Origin of the sequence: Micromonospora sp. M71_S20 (genome assembly GCF_003664255.1) — a bacterium.
Lineage (GTDB): Bacteria > Actinomycetota > Actinomycetes > Mycobacteriales > Micromonosporaceae > Micromonospora.
In genome coordinates this window covers 4,112,822-4,127,102 of record NZ_RCCV01000001.1, presented here as the reverse complement: position 1 = coordinate 4,127,102, position 14,281 = coordinate 4,112,822, and the positions used below count along the sequence as shown (strand labels likewise).

The 14,281-nt window shown below is 73.9% G+C and carries 14 protein-coding genes; 3 read left to right on the top strand and 11 right to left on the bottom strand.

Annotated elements, in window-relative coordinates; genetic code table 11:
- Positions 1–5: 5 nt before the first annotated feature.
- The 6 genes from DER29_RS17700 to DER29_RS17675 form a co-directional block, all read right to left on the bottom strand.
- Positions 6–416 carry a VOC family protein gene (locus DER29_RS17700; RefSeq protein WP_121398334.1) on the bottom strand — a complete coding sequence of 137 codons (411 nt, stop codon included), beginning with the start codon at positions 414–416 and terminating at the stop codon, positions 6–8.
- Positions 417–421: 5 nt separating this feature from the next.
- On the bottom strand, positions 422–871 hold the full coding sequence (locus DER29_RS17695) for a helix-turn-helix transcriptional regulator (protein ID WP_121398333.1): 450 nt from the start codon (positions 869–871) through the stop codon (positions 422–424).
- Positions 872–999: 128 nt separating this feature from the next.
- Entirely contained in the window at positions 1,000–3,663 is a 2,664-nt protein-coding gene (locus tag DER29_RS36100; protein ID WP_305036125.1) for a DUF6493 family protein, read from the bottom strand.
- The gene (locus tag DER29_RS17685; RefSeq protein WP_121398332.1) at positions 3,660–4,997 is read right to left on the bottom strand and encodes an SWIM zinc finger family protein; all 1,338 of its coding nucleotides are present in this window, start codon (positions 4,995–4,997) and stop codon (positions 3,660–3,662) included. Before DER29_RS17685 ends, DER29_RS36100 begins: the two co-directional genes overlap by 4 nt.
- A 96-nt stretch (positions 4,998–5,093) precedes the next feature.
- Positions 5,094–5,834, bottom strand: coding sequence for a trans-aconitate 2-methyltransferase (locus DER29_RS17680; RefSeq protein WP_158619049.1), 741 nt, complete (start codon positions 5,832–5,834; stop codon positions 5,094–5,096).
- A 51-nt stretch (positions 5,835–5,885) separates the two neighbouring features.
- Positions 5,886–6,614 carry an SDR family oxidoreductase gene (locus DER29_RS17675; protein ID WP_121398330.1) on the bottom strand — a complete coding sequence of 243 codons (729 nt, stop codon included), beginning with the start codon at positions 6,612–6,614 and terminating at the stop codon, positions 5,886–5,888.
- A 105-nt stretch (positions 6,615–6,719) separates the two neighbouring features.
- On the opposite strand from DER29_RS17675, the gene DER29_RS17670 reads away from it, so the two are divergent.
- Both DER29_RS17670 and DER29_RS17665 read left to right on the top strand, forming a co-directional pair.
- Positions 6,720–7,181 carry a peroxiredoxin gene (locus DER29_RS17670; RefSeq protein ID WP_305036124.1) on the top strand — a complete coding sequence of 154 codons (462 nt, stop codon included), beginning with the start codon at positions 6,720–6,722 and terminating at the stop codon, positions 7,179–7,181.
- Between the two features lie 71 nt (positions 7,182–7,252).
- Positions 7,253–7,942: a hypothetical protein gene (locus DER29_RS17665; RefSeq protein WP_121398328.1), complete on the top strand. Its 690-nt coding sequence runs from the start codon at positions 7,253–7,255 to the stop codon at positions 7,940–7,942.
- Between the two features lie 108 nt (positions 7,943–8,050).
- Here DER29_RS17665 and cydB read toward each other — a convergent pair whose 3' ends face one another.
- Together cydB and DER29_RS17655 are read right to left on the bottom strand one after the other, a co-directional pair.
- Complete coding sequence (gene cydB / locus DER29_RS17660) at positions 8,051–9,049, bottom strand: cytochrome d ubiquinol oxidase subunit II (protein ID WP_121398327.1); 999 nt, start codon at positions 9,047–9,049, stop codon at positions 8,051–8,053.
- A gap of 16 nt (positions 9,050–9,065) precedes the next feature.
- Positions 9,066–10,481 carry a cytochrome ubiquinol oxidase subunit I gene (locus DER29_RS17655; RefSeq protein WP_121398326.1) on the bottom strand — a complete coding sequence of 472 codons (1,416 nt, stop codon included), beginning with the start codon at positions 10,479–10,481 and terminating at the stop codon, positions 9,066–9,068.
- 187 nt (positions 10,482–10,668) lie between these two features.
- On the opposite strand from DER29_RS17655, the gene DER29_RS17650 reads away from it, so the two are divergent.
- Entirely contained in the window at positions 10,669–11,448 is a 780-nt protein-coding gene (locus DER29_RS17650; RefSeq protein ID WP_121398325.1) for a 1-acyl-sn-glycerol-3-phosphate acyltransferase, read from the top strand.
- 31 nt (positions 11,449–11,479) lie between these two features.
- Here DER29_RS17650 and DER29_RS17645 read toward each other — a convergent pair whose 3' ends face one another.
- From DER29_RS17645 to DER29_RS17635, 3 genes are read right to left on the bottom strand one after another with little or no spacing between them, the layout of a single operon-like run.
- Positions 11,480–11,836 carry a hypothetical protein gene (locus DER29_RS17645; protein ID WP_121398324.1) on the bottom strand — a complete coding sequence of 119 codons (357 nt, stop codon included), beginning with the start codon at positions 11,834–11,836 and terminating at the stop codon, positions 11,480–11,482.
- A gap of 19 nt (positions 11,837–11,855) precedes the next feature.
- A complete protein-coding gene (locus tag DER29_RS17640) occupies positions 11,856–13,559 on the bottom strand; it encodes a tripartite tricarboxylate transporter TctB family protein (RefSeq protein WP_121398323.1) in 1,704 nt (567 codons plus the stop codon).
- Between the two features lies 1 nt (position 13,560).
- The gene (locus tag DER29_RS17635) at positions 13,561–14,241 is read right to left on the bottom strand and encodes a hypothetical protein (RefSeq protein ID WP_148710078.1); all 681 of its coding nucleotides are present in this window, start codon (positions 14,239–14,241) and stop codon (positions 13,561–13,563) included.
- Positions 14,242–14,281 lie beyond the last annotated feature (40 nt).

The following is a 14,281-nucleotide window of genomic DNA, read 5'->3' as shown; positions in this document are numbered from 1 at the left end:
TGGGTTCAGCGCAGTTCGTTGATGCGGATGAGGTTGCCCGTGGGGTCGCGGAAGGCGCAGTCGCGCACGCCGTACGGCTGCTCGGTCGGCTCCTGGACGACGTCGGCGCCGCTGGCCTGCAGCCGGTCGAAGAGGCCGTCGAGGTCGTCGGTGGCCAGGGTGACGGCGCCGTAGCTGCCCTTGGCGATCAGTTCGAGGATGGTGCGGCGCTCGTCGTCGGTGATGCCGGGTTCGGCGGCCGGCGGGTGCAGGACGATGGAGGTGCCGGGCTGGTTGGCGGGGCCGACGGTGAGCCAGCGCATGCCGTCGTATCCGACGTCGTTGCGGACCTCGAAGCCGAGGGTGTCGCGGTAGAAGTTCAGGGCGGCGTCCGCGTCGGTGTGCGGGAGGAAGGCGTAGTGGATGGTGATGTCCATGCCGGTCAGGCTAGTTGCGGCCGCGTGCGGCGTGCTTCTCGATTCCTGATCGGTCGGGTCACCTGTTTCGCGATGCACGGTGGCATCTCCGCCGTCGCCTGGGCTGTCCGGGCGCGGTAGGTGCTCGGCGGCACGCCGACCAGTTCGGTGAAGCGGGTGCTGAAGGTGCCCAGCGAGGAGCAGCCGACCGCGAAGCAGACTTCGGTGACGCTGAGGTCGCCGCGGCGCAGCAGTGCCATGGCGCGTTCGATGCGCCGGGTCATGAGATAGGCGTACGGCGACTCGCCGTAGGCCTGCCGGAACTGGCGGCTGAGGTGTCCGGCCGACATGTTGGCGCCCCGGGCGAGTGCCTCGACGTCCAGTGGCTGCGCGTACTCCCGGTCGATGCGGTCGCGGACGCGGCGCAGCCGGGCGAGGTCGCGTAGGTGCTGTTCGGCGGCGTCTCTGCTGGTCACCTGCAAGATCGTGCCACGTGGCGGCGGGGTTGCCCAGCAGGACCGTACGGCGTGCCGCCGCGACGGCACGCCGTACGCCCCGAGCGGCTGCGGCGGGTGGTTCCCGCGTGCTGGGGACGAGCGACGGGTCAGGCCGTGTCGAGCGCGCGGCGTAGGCGTCGGGCCTCGGTGACGAGGCGGCTCGATCCGCCCCGGCCGGCGACGTCGGCCAGGCCGGGCACCTCGATGCGGACGCCGGTCGTGCCGGCCGTCTCGGCCGCCAGGCTCAGCAGGTCCGGCAGGCCGCGTGGGGGTCTGGGCGCGGCGAGTACCGGGGGCAGTGCGGCGGCGATCAGTCGCCACACGGTCAGCGGTGCTCCGGCCAGGGCGGCGTCGCGTAGGGGTTCGAGTGCCCTGGACAGCTTCACCAGCTGCCCGGCGACGAGTCGGCCCAGGTGTCCGCCGGTCGCGGTGGCGTCGAGCTGCCCGGCTGCGGCGAGGGTGAGCAGGGCGTCCAGGGCGGCGATCCGGTCGGTGCCGTGGCGGGCCGCGAGACCGTAGGACAGGGCGAGGTCGAGGGCCGCTGCGCCGGGGCCGGTGCTCTCGGCGAGCAGCGGCAGCATGGTCGTGCCGCCGCGTTGGTCCATGTCCGCGGTGGCGGCCACGTTCGGCAGGGCGTACGCGGCGACCACCGCCCTGTGCCCTGGCAGGATCGACGGCCACAGGTTCGCCCAGGCGGAGTGTTCGACGCCGATCGGTGCGGGGTCGGCGGTCAGTAGTCCGTACCGGTCGTCGTAGCCGTCGGGTGGGCGCAGTTCGACCGCGATGCGTTTCGGCGGTAGTTGGTCGTGCTCCCAGTCGTAGCCGTTCCTGCGGGGCCGCCGGGTGAGGGTGGTGACGCGCATGACGGGTGGTGGCAGTCCGCCGGCGCGGAGCCAGGTGGCGAGCCGCTCCCCCGCCGGGGTGCCCAGCGCCGCCGCCTTGCCGGCGACCGCCTCGTCGGTGTCGCCGGGCAGGCGCAGCAGTGCCTGGGTGAGGTCCCAGTGCCAGGGCGTGCGGTCGCCGAGGGCCGCGAGGCGCTCGATCAGGGCGAGCGGGTCGAGGGCGCCGTTGGCGTGGGTGGGGGTGGCGAGCAGGCCGGGGTGTCCGGGTTCGTTGAGGTGGGCGCCGATCTCGGCGAGGCGGGCTCGGAGCAGCCGGTGCGGTGCGGGCACGCGGGGGTCGGTGGTGACCAGTTCCGACTGCGGTGTCTGCCGGTCGGTGCGGCGCAGCGCGGCGAGCAGTGTGTCCCACCGGCTGCGTCGGCGGGCCTGCTGGTCGGTGGTTGCGGCGGTGGTGAGGATGTCGACGACCATCTTGCACAGGCAGAGGGGGTCGTGGCGGTGTTCGTTGCCCCAGGACCAGTGCCGGCGTTCGATGACGGGGGCGAGGGCGGTGTGCACCCGTGCGCCGTCGGTGGCGGTGAGCCGGACCAGCGCGTCGAGGATGCGGTCCAGCGGTGTGCCCTGCGACGGGGTGCCGAGCAGGGCGGCGACCTCCTCGGCGAGTTCGTCGACGTCGGTGATGGGGGTGGGTGCCGGTGCCGGTGGTGCGGGCGGGGGCAGGTCGTCGCCGCGTGGCCCGGCGAACGCCTGGCCGGTGCCGCCCGGTGTCGGGTCGTGTCCGTGGCGGGTGGCGAGGGTGTTGGCGCGGTCGCGTAGCTCGACGGCGGGGTGTTCGGCGGCGACGGCGATGACCTCGGCGACCTGGGCCGCCCGGTCGCGGTGTTGGCGGGCGAGGCGGTCGAGCCAGGTGAGCTGGGCCTTGACGAGTGCCTTGTCTGGTCGCAGCAGCACGTCGCGGGAGGTGTCGAGGACGGTGTCGATCTCGAGGTCGGGCAGGTCTCGTAGTGCCTTCTGCGCCATGGTGGCGGCCGGGGCCGGCGCGTCGGTGAGCAGGCGGAGGTAGTCGGTGGCGCGGGTGGCGACCTCGGTGGTGGTGGGTTGGAGTTCGGTGAGCAGGATGGTGAAGGCGCGCAGGGCGGCCGCCCGGTCGCCGCGCAGCAGCCGGCGGATCGCGCCGTCGATCAGGGTGGTCCGGTCGATGGTCGCCTCGGTGGCGAGCCGGGCCAGCGCGGTGGGCAGGACGTGGCGTCGTCGTTCGTCCCAGGTCGTGGTGACCTCGTCGAACGTCATGCGCAGGCCGAGGCCGTCGATCTCGAACAGTCGGGGCAGCATGGCGTCGAGGAACGGGTCGTCGCGGAGCCGTTCGATCAGGGGTGCCGGTCGGCCGGCGCGTCGCCGGTCGGGCAGTTGCACCGAGTCCAGCCACAGTTCGACGAACCGGTCGTTGGCCGGTGGTGTCGTCCCGGTGACGCGCAGCAGTGCGGCGACGAACCCCCAGTGTTCGATCCCCGTCTGCTGGTTGATCTTCGTGGTCAGCCGGTGCGCCAGGTCGCCGAGCCAGGTGATGCCGCGTTCCTCGGCGACCGTGGACATCAGGGCGGCGGCGCGTTCGCCGTCGGGGTTGACCGTGTTGCGGGCGAGGATCGTCGCGGCCTGCGCGGCGGTGGGTAGGCAGCCGACCACGGCGACGGCCAGGGCGGTGCCGGAGCCGGCCGTCCACCAGGTGGTGCGTTGCCGCTGCTTGAACCAGGTCGTCACCTCGGCGCCGATCTCCCGGCGGCGCTGCTCCGGCAGCCCGGCCAGAGCCGCCACGATCAGGCCGGCGGAGGCGTTCTGGATGAGGTCGAACAGGTCGCTGGTGCCGCCGGCGGCCAGTTCCCGTTGCCGCCGTGCGGCGCTCTTCATGAACACCTGCTGTGCGTGTCTCACACCCGCTCCTGCGCCCGGTCGACGGTCAGCATCCGGGTGGCCAGCGCGTGCCGGCACGGTCCCCGTTGGCCGCGGTGCTTGGCCCACCAGGGGCAGGTGCAGGTGAAGTCGCCGTCGGGCAGTCGGCGGACCCGGTAGACCTGGTCGCCGCTGCGGACGGTGGCGGTCGTGGCGTCGAGTTCGACGGCTCCGGCGTCGAGCAGCGCCCGGGCGCCGACCAGGCGGGGGTTGTCGCGTTCGGCGCGGCCCGCGTCGTAGGGCATGACCCGGTGGAAGTACGCGGCCTCGGAGACGTCGTAGCCGACGCGGCCGGCGGTGCCGAGTTGGGCGAGCGCGGCGCGGACGCGGGTCGGGTCGAGGCCGGTGTCGGTGGCCAGCCGGTCGACGTCGATGGTGGGGTCCCAGGAGAGTACGGCGGCGACGAGGTCGGCGTCGTCGACGACGTCGTCGCCGGCCAGTGCGGTGAGGGCGGCGCCTTCGCCGGAGAATCCGCGGTACGGCTCGGGTGAGAGGGTGAGGGAGAGGCGCAGGGCGCCGGTGTCCAGTTCCCAGGTGCTCGGCACGGGTGCCGAGCCGGCGGCGACGGTCGGTCCGTACACGCGCAGGGACTCGGCGAAGCGCAGCATGCCGCGTAGGGCGGTCAGTCGGCTCGCTCCGGCCAGGCAGACGGCGCCGGGGACGGGTCGGGAGGTCAGTCGCAGGGACCGGCCGGCCGGCACCGCCCAGAGGACCGACCGGTCGCTGGTGGTGGGTAGCCGGCGCAGGAACGTGGCCGCCTCGGTGGCGGGGATCTCGGCGCGGGGTTCGAAGGCGGCGGAGAGGATCTGCACCTCGGCGAAGCCGCGCAGCCAGCGCGCCGGGAGGGGGACCTTCTTCTCCACGATCGGGCCGTCCATGGTGGAGACGGTCAGGTCGTCGGGGCCGACGGACAGGTGCAGCGGGTCGAGGCCGCCGACGCGGGCCAGTGCCTCGCGCAGCGGGTTGTTGACGTCGACGTTGGTGGTGCCGTGCTCGACGATGTCGCCGTCGAGGCCGGCGGGCAGGGTGTCGAGGCGGGCGTAGACGCCGCAGCAGCCGGAGAAGGATTCGAACCGGAGCCGGTCGCGGCTGCCGGTGACCACCGGGTCGAGGCTGGCGGCGCTGACGGGTCGGTGGTAGCGGGTCCGGGCGACCTCGGCGACGGCGAGCAGGCCGACGGCCGCCGCCGGTGGGGTGGTGAGGAACCCGGTGAAGAACCGGGGGTGGGGTGCGGGCCCGCCGCTGGTCTGCAGGCCGAGGCCGCCGCGTGCGAGGGTGGAGGATCCGAGGTACCGGTACGTCTGCGTTGCGCTCACGTTCGCGGACGGTAGAGGAGCCCACCGACAGCAATCCGGCGTGCGGGCGTGGCCGGCGGGATCGCCGTTGGGGTGCCGGGTGGACGGTCGGTGGCATCAGGGCCGGTGGGGGCGGCGGGCGAGGACGAGGGTGGTGCGCAGGCGCAGCACGACGCTGCCGCCGAAGCCGTCCACGAGGGTGCGCATCGCGGTGGCCGCCCGGGTCTGCTGTTCGGCGCTGCGCTGCCGGTACGGGCCGAAGGTCCGCAGCAGGCGCAGGTAGCCGTCGGTGGTCAGGGTGAGGTCGCGGTGCAGGGTGTGGGCGCGTACGTCGGTGAACAGGCCACTGTCGGTGATGTCCTGGTGGAACCAGTCGGTGCGGCGGCGGGTGGCGGTGGGGTCGACGCCGCGCAGCGTGGTGTCGACGGCGCGGGCCTGTTCGGGGTCGGCGTAGCCGTACTCGTGGCCGAAGACGGCGAGGGTGCCGCCGGGGGTGAGCGCGTCGTGGGCGCGTGGGTTGCGGGTGGCCGGGTCGAGCCAGTGCCAGGCCAACGCGCAGGCGAGCAGGGGTACGCCGCCGGTGGGTGGCTGCCACCGTTCGAAGGTGTCGGTGACGGGGTGGATCTGCGGGAAGGTGGCGGTGAGTCGGGCGGTCATGCGGGGGTCGGGTTCGACGCAGGTGACGGGCGCGCCGAGGCGCAGCAGCACGGCGGTGCCCTTGCCGGTGCCGGCGCCGATCTCGGTGACCGCGGTGGGGGTGCCGCCGTGGTAGTCGCGGATGAGGTCGGCGAGGGCGCTCGGGTAGTCGGGACGTGCGTCGTCGTAGAGGTCGGCGACGTCGCCGAAGACACCGGTCACAGCGCGCATCGTCGCACGGACGGCGACGGTTCGGGGCGCGGTGGACGGGGGTCAGAGGCCGCCGGCGACGCGCAGGACGGTGCCGGTGGTGTAGCTGGCGTCGGGGCCGAGCAGCCAGGCGATGGCGCCGGCGACCTCGTCGGGTTCGCCGGGGCGGCCCAGTGGGATGCGGGCGGCGGCCCGGTCGGGTCGGTCGGGTTGGCCGGAGAGGGCGTGGATGTCGGTGCGGATGATGCCGGGGGCGACGGCGTTGACGCGGATGCCGCGCGGGGCGAGTTCCTTGGCGAGGCCGGTGGTGAGGGTGTCGGTGGCGGCCTTGACGGCGGCGTAGTGGACGTACTCGCCGGGGCTGCCGAGGGTGGCGGCGACGGAGGAGACGTTGACGATGGCGCCGCCGCGGTCCATGCGGCGGGCGGCCTGCTGGGCGCAGAGGACGTAGCCGATGAGGTTGACGTCGACGACGTGGCGCAGGTCGGCCGGGTCGAGGTCGACGAAGGCGCCGATGGGGCTGGTGACGCCGGCGTTGTTGACCAGGCCGGTGATCGCGCCGAGGTCGGCGGCGGCGTCGAACAGGGCGGTGACCTGGTCGGGGTCGCGGGTGTCGGCGGGCACGGCGAGGCCGCGTACGCCGGTGGCGTCGATGTCGGCGAGCACGGCGGTGGCGGCGGCGCGGTCGCGGCGGTAGCTGAAGGCGACGTGGTGGCCGGCGTGGGCGAGGCGGCGGGCGGTGGCGGCGCCGATGCCGCGGCTGCCGCCGGTGATCACGGTGACCGGTCGCATGTGCCTCTCCCCTGTCGTGGCTGCGCAGCCGACGCTACCGGGGCGGGCTCGTGGGCCGGCGCATAGGCTCGGGCGCGTCGGTGGACGGTGACGTGGAGGTGCGCGGTGGCGGGTGTGGGTGTCGGCGACGTGGTGGAGGACTTCGAGCTGCCTGACGAGACGGGTACGCCGCGGCGGCTGTCGGAGTTCCTGGCCGGCGGTCCGGTGGTGTTGTTCTTCTATCCGGCGGCGATGACGCGGGGGTGCACGGCGGAGAGCTGCCACTTCCGGGACCTGGCGGCGGAGTTCGCGGCGGTGGGCGCGACCCGGGTGGGGATCAGCCGGGATCCGGTGGCGAAGCAGGCGGAGTTCTCCCGGCGGCACGGGTTCGACTATCCGTTGCTGTCGGACGTGGACGGGGTCGTGGCGGACCTGTTCGGGGTGCGGCGGCGGCTGCCGTTGGGCGCGCTGAGCACGCGGCGGATGACGTTCGTGATCGACACCGACCGGCGGGTGGTGGAGGTCGTCCACAGCGAGCTGAACATGAACGACCACGCGGACGCGGCGTTGCGGGCGCTGGGGGGTTGATCTTCCGCTTGTCGGCGTGGGCTGGTATCAAGGCAGGCATCTGAACAGGTGTACGACGGAAGAGGTTGCTGATGGGTGCCGCTGGCCAGGGTTTGTCCACTGACGAGGTGCAGAGCATCCGGGAGGCGCTGGCGGCGGGCCGCAAGCCGAAGGTGGTGTTCACCGCCTCGGCGGGTCAGATCGCCGGGCAGGTGGGGCAGGTGGTGGAGCTGACCGATCCGGCCGTGTCGGACGAGTTCGTGGTGGTCCGCTTCGGTCGCGACGAGTTGCCCTTCTCCCCCGCCGACGTGGCGGTGGCGCCGCGCGGCGCCGGGCGCAAGGCCCCGGAGCCGCAGCCGGAGCCGCAGGAGCAGGTGGAGGCGGCGCCAGCGGAGCCGGAGTTCGTGCTGGACCGGGTGCCGCAGCAGCGGCGGGAGGAGCCGAAGGTGGAGACGGTGGAGGCGAAGCCGGCGCCGGCGCGGCGGCCGGTGAAGGCGGTGAAGCCGAAGGGCCCGGCGGGGCTGACGGTGACGCTGGCGTACGCCGACGGCGAGTGGACGGTCGCCGCGCAGCAGGGCAGCAAGTCCCTGGCGAAGCCGTACGTGGTGAAGCCGGCGGAGGCGCTGCGGATGGTGGCGCTGGTGGACGTGCCGGGGGTGCAGGAGGCGGTGGAGCAGATCATGGCCGCCGAGCGGGCCGAGGCGGAGCAGCAGGCGGAGAAGCTGCGCGCGGAGCTGGCGGAGATCGAGGCGCGCCTGGCGGAGCTGCGCGAGGCGCACTGACGCGGGCGGTGGGCACGGCCACGGGGCCGGCGCGGCAGGTGTGTCGCGTCGGCCCCGTGGTGGGTGCCGGTGGCGGCGGCGGGGCCCGCGGCCACCCGGCGGGGTTGGTCAGTGCCGCGGGATGTGGGCCACCCCGATGCGCTTGCGGAACACCCAGTACGTCCAGCCCTGGTAGGCCAGCACGATCGGGGTGAACACCACCGCCACCCAGGTCATGATCTTCAGGGTGTAGGGGGTGGAGGCGGCGTTGGTGGCGGTCAGCGTGCCGGCGATGTCACCGGTGGAGGGCAGCACGTTCGGAAACAGTGCCGCGAACAGCGTCGCCACGGCCAGCGCGATCGCCACGGCGGTGCCGGTGAACGCCCAGCCCTCCCGGCGGGCGCGGGCGGCGGCGAGGCCGCCGAGCAGCGCCAGGGCCGCGCCGATGGCGAAGACGACGGCGGCGGTGCTGGAGCGGATGTTCAGCGTCCAGGTCAGGAACGCCACCGCGAGGGCGGCGGCGGCCACGCCCACGCGCACCGCGAGGGCGGCGGCGCGCTCGCGTACCTCGCCGACGGTCTTGAGGGCGATGAACACGGCGCCGTGGGTGAGGAACAGCGCCGCGGTGGTCGCGCCGCCGAGCAGGGCATACGGGTTGAGCAGGTCGAGCAGGCCGCCGACGTACTCGTGGTCGGCGTCGAGCGGCACGCCGCGCAGGATGTTGGCGAACGCCACGCCCCACAGCACCGCCGGCACCACCGAGCCGACGAAGATGGCGGTGTCCCAGCGGCGTTTCCAGGTCGCCTCGGGGCGCTTGTGGCGGTACTCGAAGGCGACGCCGCGGATGATCAGGGCGAGCAGGATCAGCAGCAGCGGCAGGTAGAAGCCGGAGAACAGGGTGGCGTACCACTCGGGGAACGCGGCGAACATGGCGCCGCCGGCGGTGATGAGCCAGACCTCGTTGCCGTCCCAGACGGGGCCGATGGTGTTGATCAGGACGCGGCGTTCCCGGTCGTCGCGGCCGAGCACGGGCAGCAGCATGCCGACGCCGAAGTCGAAGCCCTCGAGGATGAAGTACCCGGTGAACAGGACCGCGACGAGCAGGAACCAGATGGTGGTGAGTTCCACGGTGTGTCTCCGGTGTTCAGTAGGCGAACGCGAGCGGGCGCTCGGCGTCGTCGTGGGTGTCGTCGATGTCGGGGTTCGGGGTCAGGTCGGGCACGCCGGCCTTGGCGTAGCGCAACAGCAGCTTGACCTCGACGACGGCGAGGGCGGCGTAGATGAGGGTGAAGGCGGTGAAGGAGGTGAGCACCTCGGTCAGCGAGACGCTGCGGGAGACGCCGTCGCGGGTGAGCATCTCGCCGAAGACGATCCACGGCTGGCGGCCCATCTCGGTGAAGATCCAGCCGAAGGAGTTCGCCGCGAGGGGCAGCAGGGGCATGACCAGGCCGGCGCGCAGCAGCCACTTGCTGGTGGGGGTGCGGCCCTTGCGCTGGCTCCAGAGCACCAGCAGGGCGATGGCGGCGGCGGCCATCCCGAAGCCGATCATGAAGCGGAAGCTCCAGTAGGTGACCGGGATGATCGGGGTGTAGCTGCCGGCGCCGTACTGGGCGGCGTACTGGGCCTGCAGGTCGTTGATGCCCTGCACGGTGCCGTTCGGGTCGCCGGTGCCCAGCCAGGACAGCAGGTGCGGGATCTTGAGGGCGAACAGCTCGCGGCTGCCGTCGAGGCTGCCGACGGTGAGTACGGAGAACGAGGCGGGGCTCTCGGTGGTGTAGAGGCCCTCGGCGGCGGCCATCTTCATCGGCTGCACCTGGGTCATGATCTTGCCCTGGATGTCGCCGGTGATGGCGACGGCGGCGGCGGAGACCAGGGTGACCCAGGAGCCGAACTTCGCGGCGAAGCGGTAGGCGGGGGTGTCGGCGGAGTCGCGGTTGCGCACCAGGTGCCACATGGCGACGGCGACCAGCAGCGAGCCGGCCACCAGGAACGCGCCGGCGATGGTGTGCGGGAAGGTGATCATCGCGACCTTGTTGGTCAGCACGGCCACGAAGTCGGTGAGTTCGGCGCGGCCGGTGTCGGGGTTGATCCGGTAGCCGACCGGGTTCTGCATGAACGAGTTCGCCGCGAGGATGAAGTACGCGCTGAGGTTGCTGCCGATCGCGGCGGCCCAGATGCTGGCCAGGTGCAGCCGCTTGGGCAGCCGGTCCCAGCCGAAGATCCACAGGCCGATGAAGGTGGATTCCAGGAAGAACGCGACCAGCGCCTCGATCGCCAGGGGGGCGCCGAAGATGTCGCCGACGAAGCGGGAGTAGTCGCTCCAGTTCATGCCGAACTGGAACTCCTGCACGATGCCGGTCACCACGCCCATCGCGAAGTTGATGAGGAAGAGCTTGCCGTAGAACTTGGTGAGCTTCAGGTACTTCTCGTCGCCGGTGCGGTGCCACATCGTCTGGAGGATCGCCACCAGCACGGACAGGCCGATGGTCAGCGGTACGAAGAGAAAGTGGTAGACGGTGGTGACACCGAACTGCCAGCGGGCGACGTCCAACGCGTCCACCAGTAACCCCCAGGCTGTGCATACTACGAGACGTAGTAAATACTACTGCGCGTCGTAGAGAATGCGGCAGGGGCGGGGGGCCCGAAGCGGCCCGGGACCAATGACCCTGATCACCTCTGCCGGACGGCCCGCCGCCGCGCGCCCCGCGCCACGCCGACCGGCCTGCGCGTGCGACCATTGCGCGCTGATGGACACCACCCGCCCGACCTGGCAGCCACCGCTGATCTGGCGTGCCGCGCAACTGCTCGCCCGCGTCGTCGTCGCGCTCCTGGCCCGCCTGGAGGTCAGCGGCGACGTACCCGAGGCGCTGCGCCGGGGCCCGCTGATCCTGGCCGCCAACCACATCAGCCCGTTCGACCCCGTCGTGCTCGCCGCCGCCTGCCGCGCCCGGGGCGTCGCCCCCCGGATCATGGCCACCGGCGGGCTGTTCCGCACCCCCGTCCTCGGCGCCGCGATGCGCCGCGCCGGGCACCTGCGTGTCGACCGGGGCACCGCCGCCGTCGGCCGCGCCCTCGACGCCGCCGCCGCGGCGGTCTCCGGCGGCTCGGTGATCCTGGTCTACCCGGAGGGCCGCATCGGCCTGGACCCCGGCATCTGGCCCGAACGCGGCAAGACCGGCACCGCCCGCCTCGCCCTCACCTGCGGCGCGCCGGTGATCCCGGTCGCCCAGTGGGGCTCCCACGAGGTGCTGCCCTACCGCGCCCCGAAGGGGCTGCTGCGCGGGGTCGCCCGCGCCGTGTGGCGCCGCCCGGTGCTGCGCGTGCACTTCGGCGAGCCCGTCGACCTGACCGACCTCGCCCACGGCGCGCCCGGCGCCGCCCGGCAGGCCACCGACCGGATCATCGACGCCATCACCGACGCCCTCGTGCCGCTGCGCCCCGACGAACCGCAGCGCCCCCGCCACGTCGACCCCGGCCGCCCGAGCGACACCAGCCGCGCGCACCGCCGGCACCGCTCGCCCGGCTGACCCGCCGGACCGCCGGTGCCCGCGCGCGCCGTCAGAGCGCCTGCGCCAGGCGCAGCAGCTCGCCGACCGCCGTCGCGACCGGCGTCACCGGAGCCGCCACCACCGCCAGCCGCTGCAACAACCCGGTGACCCGGCCCGGTTCGGCGTCCGGACGGGTCAGCTCCGCACGCAACTGCGCGGCCGTCACCCGGGCCGGCTCCGACAGCTCGCCCCGGTGCCGGTCGAGCACCTCGAGCAGCTGCCGGACCAGCGCCGGGGCGTCGACACCGGCGGGCGCGGCGGCCCACAGGCTGCCGCCGCTGGCGTACGCGCCCGGACCCACCGCCTGGTTTCCCACCTGGCTCACCCCGCCGAACTGCTGGATGCCGTAGTTGGTCCCCTCGGGCATGCCCGTCCTCCCCTGCGATTCAGTCGTCACGCGGCCGACGGCTGCGCGGCGGCGCCCCCTCGGCCTGCTGCTCGGCCCGGGCGCCCTGGCCCACCGCCTGGTTGCCGACCACACTCAGGCCGCCGGTCTGGATGACGCCCTGGTTGAGGATCGTCGTCTGCCGGTTGCGGAACTCGGCCGTGTCCACCCCACGGGCGTCCAGGAAGTCCATGATGGCGGCCAGCACGTGCCGCTCGACGACCTTCAGGTGCTTGGCGGCGTCGAGCACCTGGAAGTAGTTGTGGTACTCGGCGCCGGAGGCGACCTCCCGCACGCCGACCCGGGCACCGTAGTCGTAGCCCAGGTCCTCGCGGGCCAGTTGCCGCAGCCGCGCCTGACGCCGCCCACGCGCGACGCCCCGCACCAGGTCCCGCAGCAGCCGCACCGGCGCGCCCAGCGCGGTGGGCAGCAACCGCTCGGTGCCGGTGGCCAGCGCCTGCGCGAGCTGACTCACCGGCAGCCACTCGGTCAGCCGGTCCACGTCGTGGTACCCCTGCCGCGGCGGCTCCAGCACCGTGCGGGCACACTCCAGGTAGAGCACCTGGCCGTCGGTGGAGAAGTGCAGGAACGTGGAGGCGACGACCTCCCCGCCCCAGGACGGCACCAGGGCGCACAGGTAGTGCCGCGCCGCGCCCTGCGGGCGGCCGGCGACCTCGCGTACCTCGTCGTCGGACCACCGCTGGCGCGGCATCCGCTCCCGGTGCGGCAGCAACCGCGTGTCGCCGGTGAGCCGGTCGCCGCAGACGAACACCCGGTCCTCGAGCAGCAGCCCCGCGAGCCGCGCCGGGGTGGGATCGCCGGCCTGGTCCAGCCGGATCGCCGCCAGCCGGGCCCGCACGTGGTCGATGAGCTCCACGACGGTGAACGGCGCGGGGGCGGACACGTCGCCCGTGGGGGCGGTCCCGGCCGGCCCGTGGGCGTCGGCCAGGATCGGCAGGGCGAACGACCACCCCGCCACCGGCGTGCCGTGCCCGACGAACGGGGTGTAGCCGCCGTAGACCGTCACGTTGCCGCCCTGGGCGCGGTCGACGGCGGCGAGCCGCTCGGCGTCGCGCGCCGGCAGCGACGCCACGTCGGGTGGCTCCGGCCGGAACCGGGCCCGGCGCAACCGGGTCACCAGCAGCCGCCGGGTGCCCAGCAGGTGCCCCACGAGCACCAGGTAGGCGACCAGGCCGGCCGGCAGCGCCAGCCACGGCCGGCCGACGACCCAACCGGGCAGGCCCGCCGGGTCGTCGCCGGGCGTGGCCGCGCCGAGCTGGAAGACCAGCACGAGCGAGACCGTCGCGATCGCGATCATCGACAGGAACGGGCCCACCGGGCCGCTGCGGCCGGGCCGCAGCGGGGCCAGTGAGCTGCCCACCGCCATCGTGACCCCGACCAGCACCGTCGCCAGCGGGGCGAGCAGCACCGCCAGGCCGCCGGCGACCAGCAGCCCGACGTCCCGCAGACGGCGCCGGCGGCGGGCGGACAGGCAGTGCCGCAGCACCGTGCCCAGGTCGAAGCCCACCGACGGGGCGACCGCGCGCAGGTCGTCGTCGAACACCTCGGCCAGCACCCGTTCGGTGAACGCGTCGTCGGTGTGGGCGGCCGCGCACAGGTAGCGGGTGGCCTCGCTGCCGGCGTCCGGGTGCGAGCGTGCCGACGGCGCCTCGTCGCGCGGGCCGCTGTGCTGCCGTACCACCATGTCAGCCACCTCCGTGCCGGGTCGCCGGGAACCCCCCACGGCGCGGCCCCGGTCCGCGCACCGCCGCCCAGGCCAGCAGGACACCCACGACGAATCCGCAGTACAGCGCCCCGGAGATCGCGCCGAGCACCGCCGAGGTCAGGTCCACGCCGCGCAGCATGCCGCTGTCGGTGAGGACGTGCATCGTCACGCCGCCCACCGCCGCGAGCACCGCCGCCGTCACGCTCGCGCCGATCACCGCGAGCACCCGGTGCGTACGCCGCGGCGCGAACGCCGGAGTGGCAAGCCGACGCAGCAGCGCCACCGCGATCACGACGAACAGCACGGTGCGGGCGTTCTCCGCCAGCCACCAGGCGACATGGTCGGCCCGCAGCGGCCGCACGTCCCACCTCGGCCAGCCCAGCCCCGCCAGCATCGCCTCGCCCAGCGCCCCCACCAGCCCCGGCAGTCCGTCGCCCCGGGGCAGTCGATAGCGCCACTCGATGAGCAGCCGGGCGGCCCACGGGTTACCGACCAGCAGGACCAGCCAGAGCAGCGGCCGGGCCTGCGGCGGGACGCGCCGGTGCGGGCGCTGCGACGGCGGCAGCGCGATGCGGGCCGGCAGCGGGTCCAACGCCCGGGCCGCCACCCCCGGCGCGGACGCCGGCGGCTCCTCGGCCCCTCCCGGCCGGGGAGAAGGCATCCATGGCATCACCCGGACATCTTCACCGCACCGCAGCGCG